Annotated in this window: 25 protein-coding genes; 8 read left to right on the top strand and 17 right to left on the bottom strand. The window is 36.7% G+C overall.

Going from position 1 to position 25,836, the window contains the following annotated elements:
* Positions 1 to 8 precede the first annotated feature (8 nt).
* Positions 9 to 887 carry a NifU family protein gene (locus EG339_RS00875; RefSeq protein ID WP_123868451.1) on the bottom strand — a complete coding sequence of 293 codons (879 nt, stop codon included), beginning with the start codon at positions 885 to 887 and terminating at the stop codon, positions 9 to 11.
* Positions 888 to 1,052: 165 nt separating this feature from the next.
* On the opposite strand from EG339_RS00875, the gene EG339_RS00870 reads away from it, so the two are divergent.
* Positions 1,053 to 1,589, top strand: coding sequence for a gamma carbonic anhydrase family protein (locus EG339_RS00870; RefSeq protein ID WP_123868450.1), 537 nt, complete (start codon positions 1,053 to 1,055; stop codon positions 1,587 to 1,589).
* A 118-nt stretch (positions 1,590 to 1,707) separates the two neighbouring features.
* On the opposite strand, the gene EG339_RS00865 is transcribed toward EG339_RS00870, so the two are convergent.
* Positions 1,708 to 2,160 (bottom strand): hypothetical protein, encoded by a 453-nt coding sequence (locus tag EG339_RS00865; RefSeq protein ID WP_123868449.1) that lies wholly within the window; start codon positions 2,158 to 2,160, stop codon positions 1,708 to 1,710.
* 82 nt (positions 2,161 to 2,242) lie between these two features.
* Between EG339_RS00865 and EG339_RS00860 the strand changes: the two genes are divergently transcribed.
* Positions 2,243 to 4,369, top strand: a complete 2,127-nt coding sequence (locus EG339_RS00860) for a helix-turn-helix domain-containing protein (protein ID WP_123868448.1) — start codon at positions 2,243 to 2,245, stop codon at positions 4,367 to 4,369.
* A gap of 47 nt (positions 4,370 to 4,416) precedes the next feature.
* Here EG339_RS00860 and EG339_RS00855 read toward each other — a convergent pair whose 3' ends face one another.
* Positions 4,417 to 5,265 (bottom strand): M12 family metallopeptidase, encoded by an 849-nt coding sequence (locus tag EG339_RS00855; RefSeq protein ID WP_123868447.1) that lies wholly within the window; start codon positions 5,263 to 5,265, stop codon positions 4,417 to 4,419.
* 324 nt (positions 5,266 to 5,589) lie between these two features.
* On the opposite strand from EG339_RS00855, the gene EG339_RS00850 reads away from it, so the two are divergent.
* The 3 genes from EG339_RS00850 (at position 5,590) to EG339_RS00840 (ending at position 8,468) form a co-directional block, all read left to right on the top strand.
* A complete protein-coding gene (locus tag EG339_RS00850; RefSeq protein WP_123868446.1) occupies positions 5,590 to 6,594 on the top strand; it encodes an LLM class flavin-dependent oxidoreductase in 1,005 nt (334 codons plus the stop codon).
* A 68-nt stretch (positions 6,595 to 6,662) separates the two neighbouring features.
* Positions 6,663 to 7,784, top strand: a complete 1,122-nt coding sequence (ribB, locus tag EG339_RS00845; protein ID WP_123868445.1) for a 3,4-dihydroxy-2-butanone-4-phosphate synthase — start codon at positions 6,663 to 6,665, stop codon at positions 7,782 to 7,784.
* 102 nt (positions 7,785 to 7,886) lie between these two features.
* On the top strand, positions 7,887 to 8,468 hold the full coding sequence (locus tag EG339_RS00840) for a Crp/Fnr family transcriptional regulator (protein ID WP_123868444.1): 582 nt from the start codon (positions 7,887 to 7,889) through the stop codon (positions 8,466 to 8,468).
* 110 nt (positions 8,469 to 8,578) lie between these two features.
* Here the strand turns inward: EG339_RS00840 and fmt are convergent, their stop codons facing one another.
* The 6 genes from fmt to folK form a co-directional block, all read right to left on the bottom strand.
* Positions 8,579 to 9,523 carry a methionyl-tRNA formyltransferase gene (fmt, locus tag EG339_RS00835; RefSeq protein WP_123868443.1) on the bottom strand — a complete coding sequence of 315 codons (945 nt, stop codon included), beginning with the start codon at positions 9,521 to 9,523 and terminating at the stop codon, positions 8,579 to 8,581.
* Between the two features lie 127 nt (positions 9,524 to 9,650).
* Positions 9,651 to 11,558, bottom strand: a complete 1,908-nt coding sequence (locus EG339_RS00830; protein WP_123868442.1) for a RecQ family ATP-dependent DNA helicase — start codon at positions 11,556 to 11,558, stop codon at positions 9,651 to 9,653.
* A 78-nt stretch (positions 11,559 to 11,636) separates the two neighbouring features.
* On the bottom strand, positions 11,637 to 13,073 hold the full coding sequence (locus EG339_RS00825; RefSeq protein ID WP_123868441.1) for an OmpA family protein: 1,437 nt from the start codon (positions 13,071 to 13,073) through the stop codon (positions 11,637 to 11,639).
* Positions 13,074 to 13,285: 212 nt separating this feature from the next.
* On the bottom strand, positions 13,286 to 14,809 hold the full coding sequence (locus EG339_RS00820; RefSeq protein ID WP_123868440.1) for an OmpA family protein: 1,524 nt from the start codon (positions 14,807 to 14,809) through the stop codon (positions 13,286 to 13,288).
* Positions 14,810 to 14,856: 47 nt separating this feature from the next.
* Entirely contained in the window at positions 14,857 to 15,942 is a 1,086-nt protein-coding gene (locus EG339_RS00815; protein ID WP_123868439.1) for an OmpA family protein, read from the bottom strand.
* A gap of 17 nt (positions 15,943 to 15,959) precedes the next feature.
* Positions 15,960 to 16,376, bottom strand: coding sequence for a 2-amino-4-hydroxy-6-hydroxymethyldihydropteridine diphosphokinase (folK, locus tag EG339_RS00810; protein ID WP_123868438.1), 417 nt, complete (start codon positions 16,374 to 16,376; stop codon positions 15,960 to 15,962).
* A gap of 20 nt (positions 16,377 to 16,396) precedes the next feature.
* Between folK and sppA the strand changes: the two genes are divergently transcribed.
* Positions 16,397 to 18,154: a signal peptide peptidase SppA gene (gene sppA, locus EG339_RS00805; RefSeq protein WP_123868437.1), complete on the top strand. Its 1,758-nt coding sequence runs from the start codon at positions 16,397 to 16,399 to the stop codon at positions 18,152 to 18,154.
* A gap of 76 nt (positions 18,155 to 18,230) precedes the next feature.
* Here sppA and EG339_RS00800 read toward each other — a convergent pair whose 3' ends face one another.
* The 6 genes from EG339_RS00800 to rpmB form a co-directional block, all read right to left on the bottom strand.
* Positions 18,231 to 18,491, bottom strand: a complete 261-nt coding sequence (locus EG339_RS00800) for a GlsB/YeaQ/YmgE family stress response membrane protein (RefSeq protein WP_066692052.1) — start codon at positions 18,489 to 18,491, stop codon at positions 18,231 to 18,233.
* Between the two features lie 70 nt (positions 18,492 to 18,561).
* Positions 18,562 to 19,515 carry a signal recognition particle-docking protein FtsY gene (gene ftsY, locus EG339_RS00795; protein WP_002976753.1) on the bottom strand — a complete coding sequence of 318 codons (954 nt, stop codon included), beginning with the start codon at positions 19,513 to 19,515 and terminating at the stop codon, positions 18,562 to 18,564.
* A gap of 15 nt (positions 19,516 to 19,530) precedes the next feature.
* Positions 19,531 to 20,001, bottom strand: a complete 471-nt coding sequence (locus tag EG339_RS00790) for a RidA family protein (protein WP_123868436.1) — start codon at positions 19,999 to 20,001, stop codon at positions 19,531 to 19,533.
* An 89-nt stretch (positions 20,002 to 20,090) separates the two neighbouring features.
* Positions 20,091 to 20,240, bottom strand: coding sequence for a DUF4295 family protein (locus tag EG339_RS00785; protein ID WP_065395045.1), 150 nt, complete (start codon positions 20,238 to 20,240; stop codon positions 20,091 to 20,093).
* A 19-nt stretch (positions 20,241 to 20,259) separates the two neighbouring features.
* Entirely contained in the window at positions 20,260 to 20,442 is a 183-nt protein-coding gene (gene rpmG / locus EG339_RS00780; RefSeq protein WP_027373683.1) for a 50S ribosomal protein L33, read from the bottom strand.
* A gap of 6 nt (positions 20,443 to 20,448) precedes the next feature.
* Positions 20,449 to 20,691 (bottom strand): 50S ribosomal protein L28, encoded by a 243-nt coding sequence (rpmB, locus tag EG339_RS00775; RefSeq protein WP_002976757.1) that lies wholly within the window; start codon positions 20,689 to 20,691, stop codon positions 20,449 to 20,451.
* A gap of 240 nt (positions 20,692 to 20,931) precedes the next feature.
* On the opposite strand from rpmB, the gene EG339_RS00770 reads away from it, so the two are divergent.
* Positions 20,932 to 22,644, top strand: coding sequence for a T9SS type A sorting domain-containing protein (locus EG339_RS00770; protein WP_228459681.1), 1,713 nt, complete (start codon positions 20,932 to 20,934; stop codon positions 22,642 to 22,644).
* Between the two features lie 268 nt (positions 22,645 to 22,912).
* Here the strand turns inward: EG339_RS00770 and lnt are convergent, their stop codons facing one another.
* The gene (gene lnt, locus EG339_RS00765) at positions 22,913 to 24,547 is read right to left on the bottom strand and encodes an apolipoprotein N-acyltransferase (protein ID WP_123868435.1); all 1,635 of its coding nucleotides are present in this window, start codon (positions 24,545 to 24,547) and stop codon (positions 22,913 to 22,915) included.
* 55 nt (positions 24,548 to 24,602) lie between these two features.
* On the opposite strand from lnt, the gene EG339_RS00760 reads away from it, so the two are divergent.
* Positions 24,603 to 25,016, top strand: a complete 414-nt coding sequence (locus EG339_RS00760) for a VanZ family protein (protein WP_123868434.1) — start codon at positions 24,603 to 24,605, stop codon at positions 25,014 to 25,016.
* Here EG339_RS00760 and proC read toward each other — a convergent pair.
* Complete coding sequence (proC, locus tag EG339_RS00755) at positions 25,006 to 25,809, bottom strand: pyrroline-5-carboxylate reductase (protein WP_123868433.1); 804 nt, start codon at positions 25,807 to 25,809, stop codon at positions 25,006 to 25,008. The two genes, EG339_RS00760 and proC, sit on opposite strands and share 11 nt — an antisense overlap.
* Positions 25,810 to 25,836: the final 27 nt, after the last annotated feature.

The following is a 25,836-nucleotide window of genomic DNA, read 5'->3' as shown; positions in this document are numbered from 1 at the left end:
AATAGTGATTATCCGTTTACAGCTTCCACTCTCTCTACAAGATCCGGAACGAATTGTTTTAAAATATTTTCAATTCCGTTCTTTAGAGTAGCTGTAGAGCTAGGACATCCTGAGCAGGCTCCCTGTAAAAGCATTTTAGCTGTTTTGCTGGATTCATCATATTCCATTAAAGAAATTTTCCCACCATCATTTTCTACTGCAGGCGCTACATATTCATTCAGGATATCAGAAATTTTCTGCTCATCTTCGGTATAATCCCTGTTGATGATTTTTTCTACAGGATTTTCATGCTTCTGAGGCTCAATTTTAGAAATTTCACCACCATTCTGAAGATAATCTGCAATAAGGGCACGAACGGTAATCATAATCTGATGCCATTCTACAGAATTGTCTTTGGTAACAGCTACGAAGTTATCAGAAATGAAAACTTCCGTTGCAAATTCAAATTCGTTGAAGATCGCCGCTGCTAAAGGAACTTCTGCCGCAGCCTCTTTTGATTTTACTTCTACAAATCCCTCCATAAGCAGTTTGCTGGAAACAAACTTCATTACATTAGGGTTAGGAGTCATTTCAGAATAGATCTGATACATCTCTTTTTTCTTCTGAAGATAAATTCTTGGGTTAGCCAATAATTCGTCTTCAATTACGTTTTTCAGGCTTTCAGCTACGTGTTCCCATTCAATAGTATCCTGTTTAGCTACTGCTACAAAATTAGCTGTAATGAAAATTCTTTCTACAAACGGATAATTGAAAAGTTCCTGTGCCAAAGGAATTTCTGAAATATCTGAATTTCTGTCCAGCTCTAAAGACCCCGGAATCAAGTTGTAATCTGCTACAAATTTCATCACTTTTGGGTTTTCGGTTGGTTCTATAAGTACGGTACGCATTTTTTCGTTAAATTTGAGATACAAAAATACGCATTAGAAGTTAGAAGCTGGAAAATGAGAGTTAGATTTTTGCTATCGCTGTAATTTAGAAGTTAGATGCTAGAGATCAGAGATAAGAAATGATGATTTTCAAATGGGCTTATTTCAAATTTTCAAATTAAAACTATGGCACTTATAAAAGAACTTTTAGGTAAAATACCACAGATCGGAGAGAATACATTTTTAGCTGAAACGGCTACCATTATCGGAGATGTTACTATGGGAAAAGACTGTAGTGTCTGGTATAATGCCGTAATCAGAGGTGATGTTCATTATATCAGGATGGGAGATAAAGTAAATGTTCAGGATAATGCCATGCTGCACTGTACCTATCAGAAGCACCCTCTGAATATCGGAAATAATGTTTCCATTGGTCATAATGCCATTGTTCACGGCTGTACGATCAAAGATAATGTTCTGATTGGAATGGGGGCCATTGTGATGGATGACTGTCTTGTAGAGGAAAATTCGATCGTTGGGGCAGGTTCTGTGGTGACTCAGGGAACGCATATTAAATCAGGAGAAGTCTGGGGGGGTGTTCCTGCTAAAAAGATCAAGGATATTAACGCTCAGTTATTGGAAGGAGAAGTGAACAGAATTGCAGATAATTATGTGAAGTACTCATCCTGGTATAAGGAGAATGTTAAGAATCACGAGTTGTAAGAAATTGTTTTTATCTCCTGTCTTAACTGGTATATAAAACAACAAAAGCTCTGTCGGAAGACGGAGCTTTGTATATCAAGTCTTAGTATCGATTTGATATAGAACCTTTGCTTTGTTTTTATTTTGAGTCTGGTGTAATCAGCCTTGCCTCTCCTTTAATGCACTTAACATATGCTGGAGGGGGAATTACCATACAATCAGACATAATATTATATTTTTCATTAAAAATCCTTACTTTATCCGTATACTCATTAATTCTTGGAAGAATAGAAGCTTCAATTTTTTTAGGATAAGCAATGTATTGCTGAGGTCCGCCACAGGATTTTATCCCCATGGGTGCAAACGTCCAGCTATCACCATTCGTACATTCTTCTCCTTTAGTTTCAGATTCAATGGATGCTTTTAGTTTATCCAGCTGTGCCTGGTCATACTTTTGGCTGTCTTCATCAGCAGGTCTGTTGGCAATATCTATAGGAAGATTAGTGTCAAGGTTCTTCGTTGAATTACAGGAAACCAGCATTAAGGTAGTACATAATACTATTGCCGGAGTATGGAGGAAAAATTTTTTCACAATAGACTTTTTTCTTTTTAAGAATTTTCAAAACTTATGCCAAGGTAAGAAAATCAAATTCATTTCCGTATTTTTGACAACGATGAATAATCATTTTTTTGACTTAATAGAGTACACGAACAGAAGTGTTTTCCTGACGGGAAAAGCCGGAACAGGAAAAACCACATTTCTTAATGATTTTGTAAAACGAACAAAGAAAAAGCATATTGTTATTGCTCCTACAGGGATTGCAGCAATTAATGCGGGTGGGGTAACCATCCATTCAATGTTCGGATTGCCGCTGAGAACTTTTCTGCCTACAACGGAAAGGATAGACAGCAGCTTGGCTAATAATATTGCCGATCTGATGCCGCATTTTAAATACCGTAAAGATAAACTAAAGCTTTTAAGAGAGGTTGAGATCATTATTATTGATGAGGTTTCCATGCTGAGGGCAGATGTTCTGGATATGATGGACTTTTCATTACGGTTTATCAGGAGAAATAATCAACGTTTTGGTGGAGTACAGATGCTGTTCATCGGAGATCTGTTCCAGCTGCCACCGGTGGTAAGAGATGAGCATGTCTTAAAAATGTATTATGATTCTCCCTTCTTTTTCGATAGCCATGCAATCAAGGATATTCCGATTGTGACAATTGAGCTTACAAAAGTTTACCGCCAGTCTGACCAGGAATTTCTTGAGATTTTGAATGCTATCCGTGATGGTGATGTAGCAAATATAGATTTCGACCACCTGAATAAAAGATACGATCCGGATTTTGATATGGGTAAAGAATCATATGTTTACCTGTGCTCTCATAATAAAATGGCAGACGAGATCAATCAGGAGAAACTGAAAGAAATAAAAGTAGACGCTAAAACTTATGAGGCAAAGCTAGTTGGTGATTTTAAGGAAAGCCAGTTTCCTAATGACCAGTTTTTAGAGCTGAAAATTGGAGCCCAGATCATGTTTATCAGGAATGATATTTCCGGAGAAAAGAAATATTTCAACGGAAAGCTCGGGGAAATTGTTGGATTGGATGAAGATGAGATTCGTGTGGTTCTGGATGAAAGTGAAAGAGAAATTACCGTAAAAAAAGAAACATGGGAACAGAAAAAATATTTTCTGGATACTGATAAGACGATCAAAGAAGAAGTATTGGGCAGTTTTGAACAGTTCCCGATCAAATTAGCCTGGGCAGTTACCATCCATAAAAGCCAGGGGCTTACCTTTGATAAAGTGATTATCGATGCAGGAAAAAGTTTTACGGCAGGTCAGGTATATGTAGCATTATCACGCTGCCGAACGTTGGAAGGTATTGTTTTAAAATCAAAAATTACTCCTGAGGTTATTTTTAAAGACAACAGAATCCTGAATTTCCATAGTGATACCGTTGCCAACGATCATGTGGAAGCTATTCTGAATCAGGAAAAATATGATTACAGCATCAGAAAAGTTCTCCGTACGGTTGACTGTATGTGGTTTTTAAATGAAGTAGAGGAATGGAATAAACTGTCGATAGCGACTAAAAATATAGATCATGTTAAAGCCAATCAGCTTTATCTTCAGTTAAAACATGAAGCTACCAATCTTGGGAAAATCTTTGAAAAACTGGAACGGGTCATCTTTCAGAAGGTGAATAACTTTATTGAACAGAAAGAGCAATGGTCCGAAATTGAAAGCAAATCAAAAGGTGCTGTTAATTTCTTCTTTACTGAGACCAGAAATAAAATTTTTGACCCGTTGAAAGAATTTTATGCTGAAATCAAAGGAGCGAAAGGACTGAAACAGTACAATGAAGAAGTAAAAAGCTGGCTGGAAGATATTGAAGAATACCTGAACAACTTAAAAGATATCCATCTGCTTGAAACAAAACTTCTGGACGAAAAGAATGATAAGGAAGTTAGTATGAAGATTGCTAAAGTTCCCTCACAGGTTCTGACGTTCCAGCTTTTTGAACAGGGAAAAACCATTGGTGAAATTGCTTTGGAAAGAGGGTTGGTAAAAGAAACCGTGATTGGTCACCTTGCCAAGTTTGCTGAACAGGGATTGCTGGATATTGCAAGAGTTATTACTTCGGATAAGATCAAAGCATTTGAAGATGAGTTTTATAAAAATCCACATGAGACCTTAACGGAGTGGAAAAATGCTTTACCAAGCCATTTTGAATTCAACGAGATCAGAATATTAATCAATCATTACAATTATAAAAAAGAAAAGAATTCCTAGCGAATTCTTTTCTTGCTTTAAATATAGTAATAAGACTTTGGCATTAATTAAGGATACATCGCATTAATGGTATTAATATCTCCTGTAGTAAACCCTGTTCTATTGTAGGTAAAATTAGTGTTATCTGCTCTTTTAATGGTAGGTAAACCATTTTTAGAATAAGAATTGGGCCAGTACATCATCACAGAATTGATGTTGAACGGTCCTATATCTGTTCCTGAAGTATATTTATTAAAATTATAAGCCTGTCCGTCCTGGATATTGTTCCACTGGATGCTTACATATTGGTCTCTGTCTTTACGGGCATGTTCGTGATAAAGCCCTACTGTATGTCCCATTTCATGAATTACTGATCCTACGGAAATATATTGGTCCAGGGAGATTGTCTGCTTGCCACCCTGATACCCGATGTGTGCCCATCCGTCTGCTCCGGTTGAGCTTCCGAAAATAAATTCTACATAATTAGATTGGTTGGTGCGCTGAACCCAGCGGGTATTTGTTTTAGAATTGTATTCATTAACAGCAGTATTGATTTTATTGATATTAATGGACCCCATATTATTCGCAATAGTGTAGTAAATTGTACGGTTGGGCCATCTGTATAAACTGGCACCTCCTTTATTAGATGCACCATTCTCTGCCAGTTGCTGATCTGAAATAACAATATCACCCTGAAAGAAATTCATACCATTTTTTCTTTCATACGTAATTTCCTGCCCGTCCAATTGTCCCTTTTTAAGATTAGCTGTGTTAACTGCATTAGTTTGAGTTTCGCTTGCCATTTCTTCATTGTTTTTACTGCATGAAGAGAATATTGCAGCTATAATAATTCCCAGCAGAAAGGTTCTTATTGTAAATACTTTTCTGGAAAACAGGTTGTTGGTTTTTTTGCTCATGATAAAGTTTTTTTCAAATTGTTATACTAATATAAGATTATTTCTCTTTGTAATGAGTTATTTTTAATTAAATATTGATATTTATTGATTATGATTCAATTTTAATTTTGTGATCATTTGTTATACCGAATTTTTGTTTTATCCAAAGTATGCAAGTAAGAATGTTTGAGTAAAATTCAATACCAATAGTTTTTCCCTGACCTTATTGATAGATCCTATTAATTACAAAAAGTAACCAATGCAATTCAGATGTTTTAAATTTGTATGGTTTTTAATATTACTTAAAAAAGGAGATCCTGTATCACCTTTAAAAATAATCTCAATATGAAAAATTTTGAAATTTCTGTTTTAGACCTTGCACCGGTAAAGCAGGGCAAAAGCATTCATGATACTTTTCAGGACAGTTTGTCCTTAGCCAATCACGTAGAAAGTTTAGACTATAAAAGATTCTGGCTGGCAGAACACCATAATATGGAAAGTATTGCCAGTTCTGCAACCTCAGTTTTAATTGGTTTTATTGCCAATGGAACAAAAAAAATAAGAGTAGGTTCAGGAGGTATTATGCTGCCTAACCACAGTTCTCTGATTATTGCAGAACAATTCGGAACACTGGAATCCCTTTTCCCCGGAAGAATTGATCTTGGATTGGGAAGAGCTCCCGGAACTGATGGTTTAACGGCCCAAGCCTTGGGGAGAAATCCTGCTATTATCAACGAGCAGTTTCCAAGACAGATTTTAGAACTTCAAAGGTATTTTTCCAAGGAAAATTCAGATGCGATGGTTCGTGCCATTCCCGGAGAAGGATTAGATATTCCACTTTATATTTTAGGATCCAGTACAGACAGCGCATGGCTGGCGGCCGAACTTGGTTTACCATATGCTTTTGCCGGGCATTTTGCTCCGGAGCAGATGGAAATGGCTTTTAAAATTTATAGAGAACATTTTCAACCTTCACAATATTCGGATAAACCTTATATTATTGCCTGTGTTAACGGAGTAGCTGCGGAAACTTCTGAGGAAGCTCATAAAATCTCCACTACTTTATTTCAGGCATTCATTAATATTGTTAGAAATGACAGAAAACCTTTTGCGCCACCAGTGGATGATATGGACGAAATCTGGTCGCCTATGGAAAAATCTATGGTTTTACAGAAACTTAGATATACTTTTATCGGAGACCAAGCCGAGATTCAGGAGAAACTTAAAGACTTTCAGGAAAGGTTCAATGTGGATGAGCTTATGGTTAATTCTCATATTTATGATCACCATAAAAGGTTAAGATCTTATGAGATCATCAGAGCCGCGGTGAACTCCTTATCCAAAGCGTAATAAACCATTCATATAAATTGGCAGATGCTTATTTTTATGAGTATCTTTGCACACAAATAAAAAGTAAAATGTCTGATATTAAATTAAATACTATTCCGGAGGCTATTGAAGACCTTAGAAATGGGAAAATAATCATAGTAGTAGATGATGAAGACAGAGAGAATGAAGGAGATTTTCTTTGTGCAGCAGAATTAACAACACCGGAAATTATCAATTTCATGGCACTTCATGGAAGAGGGCTTATCTGTATGCCGCTTCCTGAAAAAAGATGTGATGAACTTGGGCTTGAAGTAATGGTAAGCAGAAGCAGCGATCCAAAAGAAACTGCTTTCACTGTATCTGTTGACCTTTTAGGAAATGGAACTTCTACAGGGATTTCTGCAGGAGACAGAGCAAAAACGATTTTAGCTTTGATGGATGAAAAATCTAAGCCTACAGATTTTATGAGACCAGGACATATTTTCCCGCTTCGTGCGAGAAAAGGAGGTGTATTGAAAAGAGCGGGACACACCGAAGCTGCAATTGACCTTACCCACTTAGCTGGATTGAAAGAAGGAGGTGTTATCTGCGAAATCATGAATGAAGACGGAACGATGTCCCGTTTACCTGAACTTCATGCATTTGCTCAAAAGCATGATATGAAAATCGTTTCTATTGAAGATTTGATCCACTATCAGCTTAAAAAAGGAAACCTTGTTGAAAGACTGGAAGAGAAAAAAGTAAAAACACACTATGGTGATTTTGACTTTTATGCATTCAGAGAGACTTCTAATGATCAGATCCACTTTGCATTGACAAAAGGAACGTGGACAGTAGATGAGCCTGTTCTGGTAAGAGTACAGTCTTCAGATTCCTATTTTGATGTACTCACAAGATTAAACAATGGGGAAAAACCTTTATTGGAAAAAGTAACCAATATGGTGAACGAAGCCGGAAAAGGAGCGATCATCTTCATTAATAATGTTTCCAATTCTGAAAATACATTGAGAAAACTCCAGCAGTTTTTGAACTATCAGGACGGCCAGGAACAACATCCTACATTAGCGTACAACTACAGAGATTACGGGATTGGTACGCAGATCTTAAAAAATCTAGGAATTAATAAGTTTAAGGTGATCACTCAAAATCCCAATATCAAACCTCAGGTTGGAGGATATGATGTAGAGGTTACTGAGATGGTTCAGTTATAATAATGAATGGCAAAAAGTGAAATTTTTTCGCTTTTAATAACTGTTTTATAAAATGAATGAAAAGGTTTAGGATTTTTCTAAACCTTTTTTTATTTTTAGGGCATGACCGAGTCTTTACAGAAACATATCCGGGAGTATGTTGATATTTCAGATGAAAAGCTGGAAAAATATTGCAGCGCTTTTACCCTTCGAAAAATAAAAAAGAAAGAATTTTTATTAACAGAAGGAAGTGTATGTGAATTTGAAGGATTTATAGTGAAAGGATGCTTTAAGGTTTTTCATACCGATCGGAATGCTGATGAACAAATACTTTATTTTGGCATCGAAAACTGGTGGATCTCTGATATAGATAGTTTTGTGAATAGAATTCCATCCAAACTCACTATTCAGGCGCTGGAAGACAGTGAAATTCTTCTCATTTCAAAAGAAAATAAGGAAAAACTGTATCAGGAAATGCCGGAAGTAGAAAAGTTGATGAGGCTCAAGTTTCAGAGGTCAATTATCGCATTACAGCGTAGAATACTTGATAATTTAAGCAAGTCTTCGGAAGAACGATATATTGAATTCCTACAGGATTATCCACAAACAGCCCATCGTCTTACCAATATTCAGATTGCTGCTTATCTGGGAGTAACTCCGGAGTCTTTGAGCAGGGTCCGAAGAAAAATTGTGAAGAAAGATTAGGAAAACTTTCCATTCATGTCTTTGCTGTTCCTAATGGTTTAGAAAAGAAAGTCCACAAAAAAAAGTCACAACAGATATTTTGTTGTGACTTTATATTTAATCTGAAGAAATTACAGTGTTATTTCGTCAAAATTTCTGAAACCGTTCAGGAAGTCTTTTACCGTCATTCTTTTCTTACCTTCTAACTGAAGTTCCTGAGGGAAATAGACTCCATCCTGAGTATAGATTTTGAATTCATTTTTTGAAATATCCAACGTTCCGGCAGGTTTACCATGATTGGAAATTTCAAATTTTCCGGCAAATATTTTTAATCCTTTCTCTTCGCTTCCTATTTTCAAGGTAGTGAATGCCGCAGGATAGGGTGACATTCCTAAAATGAACTGATGGACTGCCTTAGAAGGTGCTTCCCAATTAATTCTGGTATCTTCTTTAAAAATTTTATAAGCATTTTTAGGATGTTCTACCTGTGGCTGAGGTTTTTCTTCAATAGCATTTTCAGCCAATCCGTCCAATGTTCTTACTACTAATTTAGAACCCATTTCCATTAGTCTGTCATGAAGACTGCCGGCATTTTCATCAGGCAGGATTTCAAGTTCCTCCTGAAGAAGGATATTTCCTTCGTCAATTTTTTCATTAATGAAGAAAGTAGTGGCACCGGTTTTCTTTTCACCATTGATGACAGCGTAGTTGATAGGAGCAGCGCCTCTGTAATCCGGGAGAAGAGAAGCATGAAGATTGAACGTTCCCATTCTAGGCATTTCAAACAGGACTTTGGGCATCATTCTGAATGCTACTACTACAAAAACATCTGCATCAAGTTTTCTGAGTTCCTCTAAAAATTCTGAGTCTCTCAGCTTTTCTGGCTGAAAAACAGGGATATCATGTTCTGAAGCATATATTTTTACAGGTGACTGGTTAATTTTCTGACCACGTCCGCTTGCCTTATCAGCTACGGTTACAACCCCTACAACCTGATGGTGAGATTGATGAATAGCCTCCAAAGAAGTTTTTGCAAACTCAGGAGTACCTAAAAAAACGACTTTCAATGATTTCATACTGCAAAGATAAGTTTTTGATCTGAGAGTCGGAAGGTGTTTAAGTCAGGATAAGAGTGTGTTCAGAAATAGGTAGTCTAATAAGATTGCATCATACATTCTTTCAGAATATGTTTATTATTACCCATTACCCATGATTAAGGGCATACGTTCTGAAATTCAACATTTTTACCTTTCCGGAGTCCAACAGGAAAATTAAGTTTTCCAGAATACTTTCTCTGGAATGATAATTTAGCTGCACAGACAGCTCTTCAATGGTTGCTGATTTTTTCGCCAATACATTGATGATCTGTTGGGAAATGTTTTTTCCGAAAATAGATTGTTTATTCTTTTCACATACAGAGCACTGGCCACAGTTTTTTGAGTTTTTTTCTCCGAAATAAGCCAGAATGAGTTTCATTTTACAATAATCCTTATCCTCAACATAAAATTTCATTTCCTCCCATTTCTGAATCTTATTTCGCTGAATATGCTCAAAGAGCTTCCAGTAAGCATTATTAACAGCTCTTTCATCACGTGGTTTCAGGAATTTGATGCTTGATAATGCTCCGTCTATGTATTCAAGATAATTCTTCTGCTGAAGCTCTTTTAAACGTTCTTTAATTAAAGGAACGCTGATTTCCATTTTATGACTGATCTGCTGCTCACTGAACATTACTTTATATGTTGTAATTCCGGACATGGTACGGAGGAGAAGCTCAACGAAATAAGCATCTTTTTGTGGCAGTTGATCTATTTCATCAGGTTTAATAAAAAGCTCCAGAGACGACAGGCTTTTATTGTCATTATAATAAATGATTTCCTGGTTATGAAGGAAGTTAAGCACATTATTGATCTTAGCTTTGGATAACCTTGTGAAATTCTGTATTCCGATTGTATTCAGCTGGAAGGTTCTTTCAGGTAATTCAAATTCTGCTACCTGAAAAATAGAGTAGAGGTAGCTTATGATCTTTAAAAACTCTGCCTTGTTGGGAATCTGGTTCTTAAGGATTTGATCGAAGTTCAAAAGTTCCTGTTTGTTCCAAAGCATAAATGCAAAACTTTCTTTACCATCTCTTCCGGCTCTTCCAATTTCCTGATAATAATTTTCAAGCGAGGCAGCAGGAGAGTAATGGATAACAAAGCGTACATTATCCTTGTCAATCCCCATTCCAAAGGCATTAGTGGAAATTAGCACCTGGTTATCACTATTGTTCCATGTATTTTGCCTTGCATTTTTTTCCTTTGCAGTTAAACCGGCATGGAAATAATCTATATTTTTCAGATGATTTTTCTTTAAGAATTCAGAAAGAAGTTCAGCTTCTTTCCTTGTTCTTACATATACAATCCCTGAATCTGTATTATATTTTAAAATATCCAGAACACGCTGGAATTTATCTGAGACTTCCTCTGTAAAGATTTTAATATTGTCTCTTTTAAAACTTTTTTGAAAAACAACCGGATTTCTCAGTTCAAGCTTATTTTTGATCTCTGCCAGAACTTTTGGGGTTGCTGTAGCAGTTAATGCCAGGCACGGGATTTCAGGATTATTGCTTCTGAAACCTTTAATATTCTGATAGCTTGGACGGAAATCCTGTCCCCATTCAGAAATACAGTGTGCTTCATCAACGGCAATAAATGAGAGTTCAATTTCTTCTATGTTCTGAAGAAACTGAATATTGGTTAATCTTTCAGGAGATACGTAAAGCAGCTTGGTAAGGCCTTCTTTACAGCGGTTGTAAATAGCTTCAGCATCATATTCATCCAATTCGGAAGAAAGATATTCTGCTTCTATACCACGGAATTTAAGCTGGTTCACCTGATCTTTCATTAAAGCAAGTAATGGGGAGATGACCAGACAGGTTCCTTCCTTCAATAAAGCAGGAAGCTGATAGCACAATGATTTTCCGGCACCAGTAGGCAATAGTACCAGCGTATCTTTTTCACTGATGACAGCATTGATAATTTCTTCCTGAGAATCCCTGAAGCCGGTATAGCCCCAGAAATACTTAAGAGTATCATACTTTAACTTTTGAAAATCCTGCGGAGAAATCATGATGTAAAAATAAGGAAAGTATTAGGACAAAAAAAGCCACGCAATGCGTGACTTTTATATAATAAATTAATAAGTTTATTATTTAGCTTCGAAGTATACTCTTCTGTTGGCTCTGTTTTTCCACTCAGGGCACTTCGTTGCTGGTTCGCACTCAGGATATTTAAGGTCTTTTTCACCTTTCCCTACAGCGTTTAATTTACCAGACTGAACTCCGTTTTTGATTAAGTAGTTCTTAACATTGTTCGCTCTTCTCTCAGATAATTTTTGGTTGTAAGCATCTGTACCTCTTGTGTCGGTAGCACCTACAACATTATAAGATCCGTTTGAAGAATTGATGTAGTTTACAGCGTTATTCAGGATAGGAGTGTTGGAAGGTAAAATTCTGTCAGAATTTAAGTCAAATTCAATTCCTTCTAATTTAGTCTCCGTTTCTACTACCGGTCCTGTAGTGGTAGTAGGACAACCGTTGTTCTCAACAGGTCCGGGAACAGTTACACACTTATCGTAAAGGTCGATAACACCATCAAGATCTGTATCAAGAGCAACACCGGCACCATCCACTCTTGCTCCTGCAGGAGTGTCAAGCTGTCTGTCCCAATCGTCACATACCCCATCATTATCAGCATCCCCTTTTTTACATACTTCGATATCCTGGTTTTTATTGGCCAGAACGTCAAGTTTGTAATAGATCTCCTGAAGCGGGTCATGCCACATTAAGTGAGATTCGTGTTTTCCTAATTTTACGGAAAGCCCTAGAGTAGCGTTAAAGAAGTTATCAGAAACCTGCTCTGAACGTTTGTTGATATCACTGTAAGCATTTCCTCCGCCATCAAACTCATCATCTCCGGTAACTACATACATTAATCTACCTTCAAGATCAATTCTTCTGTTTATCTTGAATTTAAGACCTGCACCAGCCTGCATGAACATTGAACCTAATTTGAATGGCTTAACTTCAGTCATCAGCCTTTGGCCGTTGATGTCTTTTTGGTATGCTCTGTAGGCAATAGTACCAATACCTGCATATCCGTGAAGAGCCCATCTGTAAGGGGAATGGTTATCAACTCTTCTCAAAAGGTTAGAGAAGTTGATATCTCCTAAAAGGGAGATGGCGTCATACTGAGTTCTGGCTCCTACCGCAGTAGCATCAGGGGCAGCATCTTTAGTATTGAACCATCCTTGTCTTGTTTCACCTCTGTCATACTGTAAATTGATCCCAAATGCATGAGTGATCGCTTTATCAATACTTACATAAGCGGAATATCCGAAAAGGTTCTTACCATTACCATTTTTAATGGACGTTAAATCTGCTGATTGAAGGAGTGGAACTCCAACCCCCGCTGAAATAGCCCAATCATTAAATCTTTTGGATTGATTGGTAAATGGGGAAACGTTGGCAGACCCAGACGAGAACGTATTGGGATACTCTCCTTTTGAAACTGCCGTTGAGTCTTGTGCATAGCTGGCTGTAGGAATCGCCAATGCTAATGCAGCAATTGCTAAACTTAATTTCATAGTGTTATTTTTTTAGTTAAGTTATTTTAAATGATTTTTTTACGTTAAAAAGTGATTTTGTATTATTTTTTTTCAAAACAATAGTGGGTATATCCTGATGATTCTCCACGTATTGCCCGGAAAATGATATAAAGGTATGTAAAAAAAATCGTAGTAAAAAAAAAATAAACCGAAAAGACCAATTCTTTTCGGTTTATGTATGGTATAAGAATTTATTTTTTCTTTTTCTTAGCCGGAGCTTTTTTCACCGGTTTTTTTACAGGAGCATCTTCATAGTCTTTCTTTTTGATAGAATTCCATTCTGAGCTTTCTACAAATCTTACCGTAACTTTTCTGTCTGCCAGTCTTTCAGCATCTGAAGCTGAAGCTGGAATCGTAGCTTCTGCAGAACCTACACCTCTTGATTTCAGTACGCTTTCACTTACACCTCTACTTTCCAGAGCACCTACTACAGCAGCAGCTCTTTCTTTAGATAATCTTAAATTGTAAGCTGCGTTCCCTTTGATATCAGTATGACCTGTTAGTAAATAATTTCCTCCGTTTTCTTTGATAATTGAAGCTGCTAGATCTAATTTACTGTTAGATTCTGGTCTGATAGTAGCTTTGTTAAAGTTGAAGTAGATATCCTTAAGGGTCTTTTCTACTTCTACCGCAGTTTGATTATTGTCTTTTTTTACAGGACAACCGTTGTTCTCAACAGGTCCGGGAACAGTTACACACTTATCGTAAAGGTCGATAACACCATCAAGATCTGTATCAAGAGCAACACCGGCACCATCCACTCTTGCTCCTGCAGGAGTGTCAAGCTGTCTGTCCCAATCGTCACATACCCCATCATTATCAGCATCACCTTTTTTACATACTTCGATATCTTGGTTTTTATTGGCCAGAACGTCAAGTTTGTAATAGATCTCCTGAAGCGGGTCATGCCACATTAAGTGAGATTCGTGTTTTCCTAATTTGAAAGAAAGTCCTAGAGTAGCGTTAAAGAAGTTGTCAGAAACCTGCTCTGAACGTTTGTTGATATCACTGTAAGCATTTCCTCCACCATCAAACTCATCATCTCCGGTAACTACATACATTAATCTACCTTCAAGATCAATTCTTCTGTTTATCTTGAATTTAAGACCTGCACCAGCCTGCATGAACATTGAGCCTAATTGGAAAGGTTTAACTTCAGTGGCTAATGTTTGCCCTTTGCTGGTTTTCTGATAAGCTCTGTAAGCAATAGTACCAATACCTGCATATCCGTGAAGAGCCCATCTGTAAGGGGAGTGATTGTCAACTCTTCTCAAAAGGTTAGAGAAGTTGATATCTCCTAAAAGGGAGATGGCGTCATACTGAGTTCTGGCTCCTACCGCAGTAGCATCAGGGGCAGCATCTTTAGTATTGAACCATCCTTGTCTTGTTTCACCTCTGTCATACTGTAAATTGATCCCAAATGCATGAGTGATCGCTTTATCAATACTTACATATGCAGAATATCCGAAAAGATTTTTACCATTACCATTTTTAATGGAAGTCAAATCCGCTGATTGAAGCAGCGGAACTCCTGCTCCAACTGAAATGGACCAGTCATTAAATCTTTTTGACTGATTGGTAAATGGAGAAACATTAGCAGAACCGGAAGAAAAAGTATTGGGATACTTTCCATCTGTGGCCACTGATGAATCTTGTGCATAGCTGGCTGTAGGGATCGCCAATGCTAACGCAACGATTGCTAAACTTAATTTCATCGTGTATTATTTATTTTGATTTTTTTGAAAACAGTTTCTGTTTTATGTTATTTGGTTGGACAACCGTTGTTTTCAACAGGTCCGGGAACAGTTACACATTTATCATAAAGGTCGATAACGCCATCAAGATCCATGTCTAAAGCAACACCAGCACCATCTACTCTTGCTCCTGCAGGAGTATCAAGCTGTCTGTCCCAATCATCACATACTCCGTCATTGTCTGCATCTCCTTTTTCACAAACTACAAGATCTGTAGCTGCATTTTCTAAAACGCTTGCTCTGTAGTATGCTTCCTGAAGCGGATCATGCCATGCCAGATGAGAAAGGTGCTTTCCTAGTTTGAATGATACCCCTAAACTTACAGTCCATGCATTATCAGACTTTCTGTCATTAAGCATGTTATAGGCTGTGTAAGCTGGACCACCACCGTCAAACTCGTCATCACCACTGATGATATACATGGTTCTTGCTTCAACATCAATAAGTTTTGAAACATTATATTTAAGTCCTAAACCTCCCTGATAGTATACAGAACCGATATCCATAGGCTGTCTAACAAATGAAGGAATCCTTTTCGGATTATCATTCCATCTGTTTTCATTATTGTCATGTAAGGATGTTCTGAATGCCTGAAGCCCAATACCCATATATCCATGGAAAGCCCATCTGTAAGGAGAATGGTTATCTACCCTTCTTAATAGATTTGAGAAGTTAATATCTCCAATTAAAGCCAACTGGTCAAATTGTGTTGTTGCTGTAGCAACTCCTGCAGCAACTCCTGCAGCACCAGTAAGTTGTCCTGTTTGCTTTGTTTCTCCTCTGGTATACATTAAGCTTAAACCAAAGGTGTGGGAGATTTGTTTGTCAATACTTACATAAGCATTGTAGCCCCAGTTGGTTTTATCTTTACGAAGAGATTTAAGGTCAGAGTGAACCATAAATGCCGCTCCTCCACCTACTGAAATAGACCAATCCCTAAAGCGTCTTGCTTTGTTGTCAAAGGGCTGTACATTGGCAGAGCCTGAAGAGAATGTATTAGGATACTCAGTAGAAGAGTTTACTGTAGTACTGCTGCTTTGTGCAAAAGCCGCAATTGGCAAGGTTGTAGCCAATAATAATAAACCTAATTTCATACAATATGTTTTATGTTTTAAATAAAATCTTTTAATAACACTCTCGAAAAATCCCTTTCAAAAAGATGTTTTTTATGAGGGATTTCTAATCTTTCTGATTTAAAATTTAATTCATTATACTTAATGATGTCAATATCGATTATCCTGTCTGTATAACTACCTGATACTTTTGAATCATTAATTCTTCCCATTTCAACTTCAATGTTTTTAATACAATCAAGGAGCTGAATTGGTGAAAGATGCGTGAATATTATTGCTGCAATATTACAAAAAATATTGGAACTGACAAATTCTACAGGATCAGACATTAAAAATTCGCTCACTTGTGAAATGTTATTTCCTGCCTCACTTATTTTCTGTAAAGCAAGCTCTATATTTTTTTTTTGCTCTCCAAGGTTACTTCCTAGTAACAAAACTACCTTTTGCTGCGACATATTGGAAAATTGATTGATTTATGAGAAGTTTCTTTAAAAATGTTTTGGCAAATATAGTAGCAATAATCATACTTTGCGCTGTATTTTTCGTCTTTTTTATTATGATGCTTGTGTTCAGTTCTATGGGAAGTGACAAGTCTGTAGCGGTTAAAAAGAATTCCGTTCTAACGATTAATTTAAAGACTAACATAATAGACAGCCCTACAGAAGAACAGATGGATCTGTTTGGGCTAGGTGGCCAGAATAAACATATCCTTTTGTATGATGTACTTGAGGCCATTAATAAAGCTAAAACCGATGATAATATTAAAGGGATCAGCATTGAGACGGATGACATGAATGCGGGGCTTACCCAAATTGATGATCTTAGAAATGCTATTGAAGATTTCAAGAAAAGCGGAAAATTTGTGTATGCATACGGAAATGGCGTTTCTCAATCTGCTTATTATCTTGGATCAGTAGCAGATCAGTATTATCTTCATCCTGCAGGAGGCATAGAATTGAAAGGCCTTTCTACCGAAGTTACATTCTTTAAAGATTTTGCAGATAAATATGGTATCGGAATTGAAGTAATCCGCCATGGTAAATTTAAATCTGCAGTGGAGCCTTTCTTAAGAAATGATATTTCTCCGGAGAATAAAGAGCAGTTAAGTACCCTTTTGAATGACCTTTGGAAAAATGCGTCTTATAAAATGGCTGCTTCAAGAAAAATTGACACGGCACAGTTCAGAACAGTTGTCGACAGCTTGTATGGAATGATTCCAGAGCAGGGATTAAAATATAAACTGGCAGATAAGCTTATTCAAAAATCTGAATATGATGATATGCTTAAAGCCAAATTAAATGTAAAGGATAAAGAAAAACTGAATAAAGTTTCTTTAACAAACTATATTAATTCTTTTGCTGATGAAGACAAGTCAGGAGAAAAGGTCGCCGTATTATATGCTTCAGGATCTATTAACAATGGAGACGAATACAGTGATATTCATTCGGAGAAGTATGTTAAATACATTAAAAAACTTCAGGATGATGATAAAGTGAAAGCGGTTGTATTCAGAATCAATTCTCCTGGGGGAAGCGCTAATGCTTCAGATGAAATTTTATTTGAATTGCAGAAACTGAAAAAGAAAAAGCCTTTAGTTGTTTCTTTTGGTGATTATGCGGCTTCAGGCGGTTATTATATAGCAATGGCAGCAGATAAGATTTATTCAGAGCCCAATACACTTACCGGTTCTATCGGTGTATTCGGGGTGATGCCTTATTATAAAGATATTGCCAATAAAAATGGTATCCGCGCAGATATTGTAGCTACGAATGCTAATTCAATGTATTATTCAGGCTTAAATGGTGTAACACCTTATGGAGTAAATATGATGACAAGAAGTGTAGAAGGAACTTATAAAAGATTTGTACATTTTGTTACCCAAAATAGAAAGAAAACATTTGAACAGATTGATAATGTTGGTGGCGGTAGAGTATGGAGTGGTGTTCGTGCGAAAGAAATCGGATTGGTAGATGAACTGGGAACTCTTAACGATGCCGTGAAGTTTGCAGCGCAGAAGGCAGGTGTAAAATCTTACTATGTAGAATCTTATCCAAAGAAAATGACTCCGTTCGAGCAGATCTTTAAAGACCTTAATGAGGAAGAAGTGTCTGCAAGAATTATCAAAAATAAAATTGGGAAGTCTAATTATGAAATCCTGCAACAAATTACAGACAAAAAGTTACAGTCTGAGGTTAAAATGGAAATGCCTTACCAGATCAGAATTAACAACTAACTAAATTAAATTATATTGTACACAAAAATCCCGGATCTGAATTTCAGATCCGGGATTTTATTTTATTAATACTACATTAGCTCTTCCTTGTGGCCATTCCGTAGATCCAGAGGATAATTAAAGCTCCTCCAATGGCAAGAATCCAGCTTCTCGGATTCCAGAATGAGGTAACATCTCCCCAGTGGAGAACGTAAACACCTATAGCTCCTCCTACAAATGCACCCAAAATTCCAAGGATAATGGTGATTAACCAGCCTCCTCCCTGAGATCCCGGCATGATCATTTTAGCGATTGCACCTGCAATAAGACCGAATAAAATCCATGTTATAATTCCCATAGTTGCAATTTTTTAATGATTAATATTTAAATTGATTTGTTTACTAATATAAGGGAAAACATGATATAAATCATCTTTTCTTGAAGAATGAGTCTACAAATTCCGTACCATTGAAAAGCTGCAGATCCTGCATTTTTTCACCTACACCTATATATTTCACCGGAATCTGGAACTGATCTGAGATACCGATTACAACACCTCCTTTGGCTGTTCCATCCAGCTTTGTTACTGCTAAAGCATTAACTTCTGTTGCTGCTGTAAATTGTTTCGCCTGTTCAAATGCATTTTGTCCTGTAGAACCGTCAAGTACCAATAAGATTTCATGAGGAGCGTCTGGAATTACCTTTTGCATTACTCTTTTAATCTTAGAAAGCTCATTCATCAGGTTAATTTTGTTATGAAGTCTTCCTGCAGTGTCAATAATAACAACATCTGCATTTTGAGCTACAGCACTCTGTACAGTATCAAAAGCTACAGAAGCAGGATCTGAACCCATTCCCTGTTTTACAATAGGAACATCCACTCTTTCACTCCATATGGTAAGCTGATCAACTGCAGCTGCCCTGAAGGTATCTGCAGCTCCCAGAACTACTTTTTTGCCTTCAGATTTGAATTGGTGGGCCAGTTTTCCAATAGTTGTTGTTTTTCCAACACCGTTTACTCCAACTACCATAATAACGTAAGGCTTTTTTGAAGTATCAATGTTTCCTGTTCCTGCGTGAGGGTTTTCAAGCAGTAAGCCTGAAATTTCCTCACGAAGGATTTTATCAAGTTCGTTTACCCCAACATATTTGTCGCGGGCCACACGTTCTTCAATTCTTTCTATGATTTTGATGGTAGTGGAAGCGCCTACGTCAGATGCAATCAGTACTTCTTCCAGATCATCCAGAACCTCATCATCTACTTTACTTTTACCGACTACGGCCTTCGTCATTTTTTCAAAGAACCCCTGACTGGATTTTTCCAACCCTTTGTCCAGAGTTTCTTTTTCTTCTTTCTTGAAAATATTTTTAAACCAACTCATAGTTTTAGTTTATTCTTATCTTTTGTTTTTAATCACTGCTGTGGCTTCCACTTCTATCAGCACATCATTCCTGAAAAGCCTGTTCACCTCTATAAGGCTGCTTACAGGCGGGTTCTGAAGGTTAATATACTGATCCCTTACTTTTCTGAAATCCGGGGTCTTTGATATATCTGTGATGAAGATTCCCAGCTTGACGATATCTTTCCCTGTACCTCCATACTCCCTCAGAATATTTTCAATGTTTTTGAATACCTGATGCGTCTGTTCCTCCACATTGTTTCCCACCAGGCTTCCCTTTGGATCCAAGGGAACCTGACCAGATAGTAAAATCATCCTAGAAGTACCGCAATCAATACTTACTGATTGTGATAATCCCGGAATACTGAAAACTTTTGGTGAACTTTTATATTCTATAGGATCCATTGTTTTCTGGCTGAATGAAAATTGGAAAATAACTGTACATATTAGAACAACAATCTTCTTCATATTTCACTGATTAATAATCTGGTGAACAAAGATAACAAAAAAACTACCCAAAATATGAGTAGTTTTTTATATTGTAAATAAAGTATTGATTATTTTTTCAAAAAACCATCTACTTCATCAGCATTCATTACTTTTTCTTCGAAAACGTAAGCTCCTGATTTAGAAGACTTCACCATTTTCACCACTTTGGTCATTTTTTTAGACCCGGTTTGTAGGGTTGCTACTACTTTCTTTGCCATTGTAAATTATATTTATAAATTACTTGATTTCTTTGTGAAGGGTAGATCTCTTAAGAACAGGATTGTATTTTTTCAATTCCAATCTTTCTGTAGTGTTCTTTTTATTTTTTGTAGAAATGTATCTAGACATTCCTGGCATACCGCTTTCTTTGTGCTCTGTACATTCAAGGATTACTTGAACTCTGTTTCCTTTTTTTGCCATGATCTATTAATTCTTTTTAATCAATCCGTTTCTTGTAGCTCTTTCAATAGCTTCCTCGATTCCAATCTTGTTAATCACTCTCAATCCATGAGCTGATACTTTCAGTGTTACGTGCTTATCTTGCTCTGGAAGGTAAAATTTCTTCTCTAATAAGTTAATTTCAAAACGACGCTTCGTTTTGTTATTAGCGTGAGAAACGTTGTTACCAACCATTGCACGCTTTCCTGTTATTTGGCAAATTCTTGACATATCTCGATGTTCTTATTTGTATAATATTTGAGAGTGCAAAATAACGAAGAATTTTTTAGATAGACAAATCTTTTGAAAAATATTTGTAAATAAGTGACTGATTATAAATATTGATTTTTTAAAATATCCGAATTTCCGGGATATAGCAGTAAATCAGTGCTGATATATTTCATACAGGCTTTTTCTAGGAAGGAAGAATTAATATTTTACCTTTGTTTTTAATTAATCTAAATAAGAATTATGAAAAAAGTTTATATTTTTTTGTCTATGCTGCCTGTAGGTCTATATGCCCAGAACTTTACAGAGATCCAGACCGGAATGAATAATTTTTACTTCTCAGCAGCTGATATTGCTGATGTGGATAATAACGGTACATTGGATATTGCAGTCAATGGAGCAATAGATTCAGATGGAGATGGCAGTCCCGATGCTACCTATAATGAAGTATACCGGAATAATGGAACTACCTTACAACCTTATACCGATCTGGGAGGAGATGTAACCCATCTGGGAGATATTAAATTTATTGATTTTAATAATGATGGTTTAATGGATATTATTTCCACCGGACTAAGCTATTTGGATATTGTGAACTATAAGCATTACAGGTTCAAAAATACAGGAGTTGGTTTTGTAAGAGAAGTTGAGCTTCCCGGAAAGATATATGGTTCATTGGAGGTTTTTGATTTTAATCACGATGGCTGGCAGGATTATGCCATCAATGGAACCCAGTTTGCCCATGGGGGAGGTTTTAGAAATACTGTAGATTTTTTTCAAAACACAGGATCAGGTTTTAACATGACCGAAAACTGGGTAGACGGAACTCAAAACGGAAGTTTTAAAGTAGTGGACCTCAATAACGATCATCTTTTGGATCTTGTTATCATAGGCTCAGATATTAATGGCGATCCGGTATCCAGAGTATATATCAATAAAAATGGAGCGTTGGTTCATACACAGGCTTTGGATTCTTTAATATCCGGAAAGCTGGAAGTTGCAGATTTTAATGCAGATGGCTTTCAGGATATTGTAGTGGCAGGTAAAGATGCTAATGATGATCCTTATCTTGCCGTTATGATGAATGACGGAACAGGAAACCTGGTGATTAATCAGATTCCATCAGAAATTTCTGATGTATCCTTAAGTGTAGGAGATTTGAATAATGACGGTTATTATGATTTTATCATTTCAGGTGATGTAAATTATAATGCAGTGGTGAAAACTTATTTATATAACCCTGCCAATCAGAATTTTTATGAAGGAACAGCAACAGGATTGTACAGCCTGGGAGGTCCTGGAATGATACAGTTGTTTGATTTTAATAATGATAATCATCTGGATGTTTTACTGGGAGGGTTTGATTGGGCCAGTCCGGATATTCCATCTTTAACAAAAGTTTTTAAAAACAATTCTACAGAGCAGAACATAAAACCTACAGCGCCCACTAATTTGAATCTGACTAAAAACGGAAGCCGGTTCAATTTTACCTGGAGTGGAGCCACAGATGATAAAACCCCGGTGAATGCTTTACGTTATGAAATTAAAGTAGGATCTACTCCTAATTCGCAGGATATTGCCAGGTATATTGTAACTACACCTTCATGGTTCCTGGACCTTGATCCGGCTATTCAGAATGTTTACTGGAGTGTAAGATCAATTGATGCTTCAAAGGTTTATTCTAATGCTTCATTACAAGGATCATTATCAACAAGAGAAAATACAGACAATCATGAAAAAGAACTTTTGATTTACCCAAACCCAGCTTCTGATAAGGTATATATTAAAGGAGAGAAAGTTTCGGAAGCTGAAATTTATTCAATAGAAGGAAGAAAACTGGATATAATTTTAAACAGCGATCAGTCGGTTGATGTTTCCCATCTTCCAAAAGGAATATATTTATTAAAACTGAAGATAAAAAACGAAATAACCACCAAAAAACTTAGTATTAAGTAAATCACTGAATCATTATTCTATCTTGAGAGAAGCCAGACGTCCAGCTGGCTTCTTTTTTTGATCTTCTGTTGTGTAATAGCTTCATGGAAGTTGTTTTGAAGAGTTTTCCGCAGATTATGTATGTGGCTATTTATGCTGGAATCCTTGTTTCAAAAATAAAAAATCTGCGTTATCTGCTTAATCAGAGAGCTCAGTATCTCTCAGATGTTGCAGATAACGCAGATGATATTTTAAAAGTGTCAAAATCAGTGTTACTGATATTCAATCACTATGCTTTCTTTGTTTTTGCCTGAAACCATGTAATCAGATAATAGAATAATAAAAATCCTAAAGCGAACATTGAGAATCTGGAAAGAAGGTCTCCGGCTCTGGAGTAGAATGTCATTCCATCATAAAGATTAATTTTTGAAAATAATGCAGTTTGATCTCCATAGAAAGTATCTGCTACCACTTCTCCTTTAGCGTTGATATGTGCTGAAATTCCACTGTTGGCAGCACGGGCAATTTCTCTTCTGGTTTCAATGGCTCTTAGTCTTGCATAAGATAAAAGCTGTTTGTGTCCTTCAGTAACGCCCCACCAGGAATCGTTGGTCATAATACCAAGGAAGTTGGCGCCTTTTTTCACATAATCTGTAACAAATTCACCATAAATACTTTCGTAGCAGATAATAGGGGCCATTTTTCCTTTGTTGTAAGGGTTGGAAAAGGCCATTCTTTCTTTATCTGTTCCTAAAGAGGCAACAGTTCCTCCTAAATTCAGCATAGCATCTCCTAAAATTGGTTTTAAAACGTTCATATAAGGGAAGATCTCAACACCGGGAACGAGTTTCCCTTTGTGGTAGACCTGGGTTTTCTGCTGTGGTGCAAGCTGAACAGCTGTGTTGTAGCTTGCTACCCAAACTCCCTGATTAATTTCATATGCTTCCTTAGGCAAGGCAGCAGGATTAAAAAATAAACGGTGGGATGAAATTCCTGTTGCAAAAACAGAACCAGGATGTTTAGATAAAAAGTCTTTTACATTGTTTAATAGTAAACTTTTTTCAATCCCGGTTTCAGAAATGGAGCCTCTGCCAGGCAGAGCTGTTTCCGGAGCAATATAATAATCTATTTTTGTAGTTGAGTTTTTTTCAGCCAGAGCCAGGAGATCCTGCTCAATGGTTAAGCTGTCTTTTGAATATTTTTCAGCATAAGGATCCAGATCGGGCTGTAGCATCAGTACATTTACCTGTCCCAATGGTTTTTCATTAAAACTGTTATACTTAATGACAGAAATAATCATCGGAATAGCGATTAAAGCCGCTATAATAGATGAGTTTTTGATCAGGTCTTTTCTTTTTCTTCCTGCTTCCCAGGTTCTTATGGTGTAGAAAATAAGAACGTTGATTAACAGGATCCAGAAGCTTCCGCCAGTTGCCCCTAAGGTATCATACCATTGAACCAGTTTCGGATAATCTGAAAACACGTTTCCTAAGTTCAGCCATGGCCAGGTAAGTTCCCATCCTAAGTGGAATTTTTCAAAACTCATCCAGATGGCAATAAAAAACCCTAATCCCCAATAGGTTCCCTGGGCATTTTTATACCAATGGTAACATTGGAAAACCAAAGAGTATAAAAGTGAATTCACAAGCACCGGAAATACTACCGCCATTAAAGAATGACTGCCATCCGGGTTTTTAGAGCCATACAGCCATCCTGTAGTGACAATATTCCAGATCACAAAGCAAAGGTATGATAAACCGAAGATCATCCAGTTTTTTCTTTTATAATCTGAAAATTTTGAAATTCCATGTTCCATCATCAGAAGAGGAACGAGGGCAAAAAAGATAAAAAAGGGAACTCCATAAGTAGGCCAAGAGACCGACAGCAGCATTGCTGAAATAAGTGTTAGCAGAACGTATTTCATTAAATTATTTTAATATACAAATTTAATGTTTTTGAAATGAATATATTAGCATCCGATGGTAAAGAAATTATATAAAACTGTTATTATTCCGTACACGCTGTTTCTGCTTTATCTGATGTTTCTCGGAATGGGCAGAATTCAGTATGAAGATAACCTGATTACAGTGGAACCTGTGCTTTCCACCATTAAATTTATTCAGGGGGCTATGTCTTGGAAGGATATCGTTATTATTGTAGTCGGAAATATTGTGATGTTTATTCCTTTTGGCTTTCTGGGCTGGATTTTTCCCAAGCTGAGAGATCTGAAGTCCTTAGTTTTTACTTTTATTCCGGCCATTACTATTGTGGAAGGGCTTCAGTATTTTATAAGAATGGGAATATTTGAGGTAGATGATATCCTCCTGAATACGTTTGGAGTGTATTTAGGCTGGCAGTGTAGCAGATTGATAGAAAAAAGACTTAGCTGTTGAGTTCTTTTGCTCTTTTTTCTGCATTTAAAATTCCTTGTTTTAAGATTTCCTTGAAATTGTTTTCTTCAAAGGTTTTCAAAGCCGCTTCTGTTGTCCCGCCTTTGGAAGCTACGTCTTTAATAAGCTCCTCTAGGTTCTTTTCAGAATTGTTAATAAGATGATAAGCTCCCAACATGGTCTGTTTTACGAACAGTTTGGATAGGTTCTCTTCAATTCCCATCTCCATTCCTGCTTTAATCATAGCATCAATAATATAGTAGAAATAAGCAGGTCCGCTTCCGGAAAGAGCTGTAACACCATCCAAAAGATTTTCATCTTCCAGATAAACAGATCTTCCGGTACTGTTTAAAAGTCTTTCAATGTTGATAAGTTGGCTAAAAGAGATGCCATCTGCAGCAGTGTAACCTGTGATTCCCATTCCCAAAAGGGTAGGAGAGTTAGGCATGGCTCTTACAACCAATGGATGGTTTAATGACTTTTGAATTTTCTCAATATTAATCCCTGCCATAATGGATAAAACCATCTGGTTTTCTTTTAAAGTAAATCTGAAATTCTGGGCAACCGTCTGGAAATCCTGTGGTTTTACAGCAATGATAATAAGGTCCGCATCCAGTTCTGTAACTTCTTCAAAAGTGGAAGTTTTTGATTTGGGAAATTCTTCCGCTATTTTGGAGATTTTAGTCTGGCTTCGTGTAATCAGATGAAGATTTTCCGGTTTAATCAGTTCATATTTCAAAAATGATTTTGAAAAAGATAATCCCATATTTCCAGCTCCCAAAATAGCTATTTTCATGTTGTGATGATTTTGTAACGAAAATAA

Origin of the sequence: Chryseobacterium bernardetii (assembly GCF_003815975.1) — a bacterium.
GTDB lineage: Bacteria > Bacteroidota > Bacteroidia > Flavobacteriales > Weeksellaceae > Chryseobacterium > Chryseobacterium bernardetii.
Note: the sequence above shows the minus strand (reverse complement) of the source record. Positions and strands in the feature narration are given on the sequence as shown.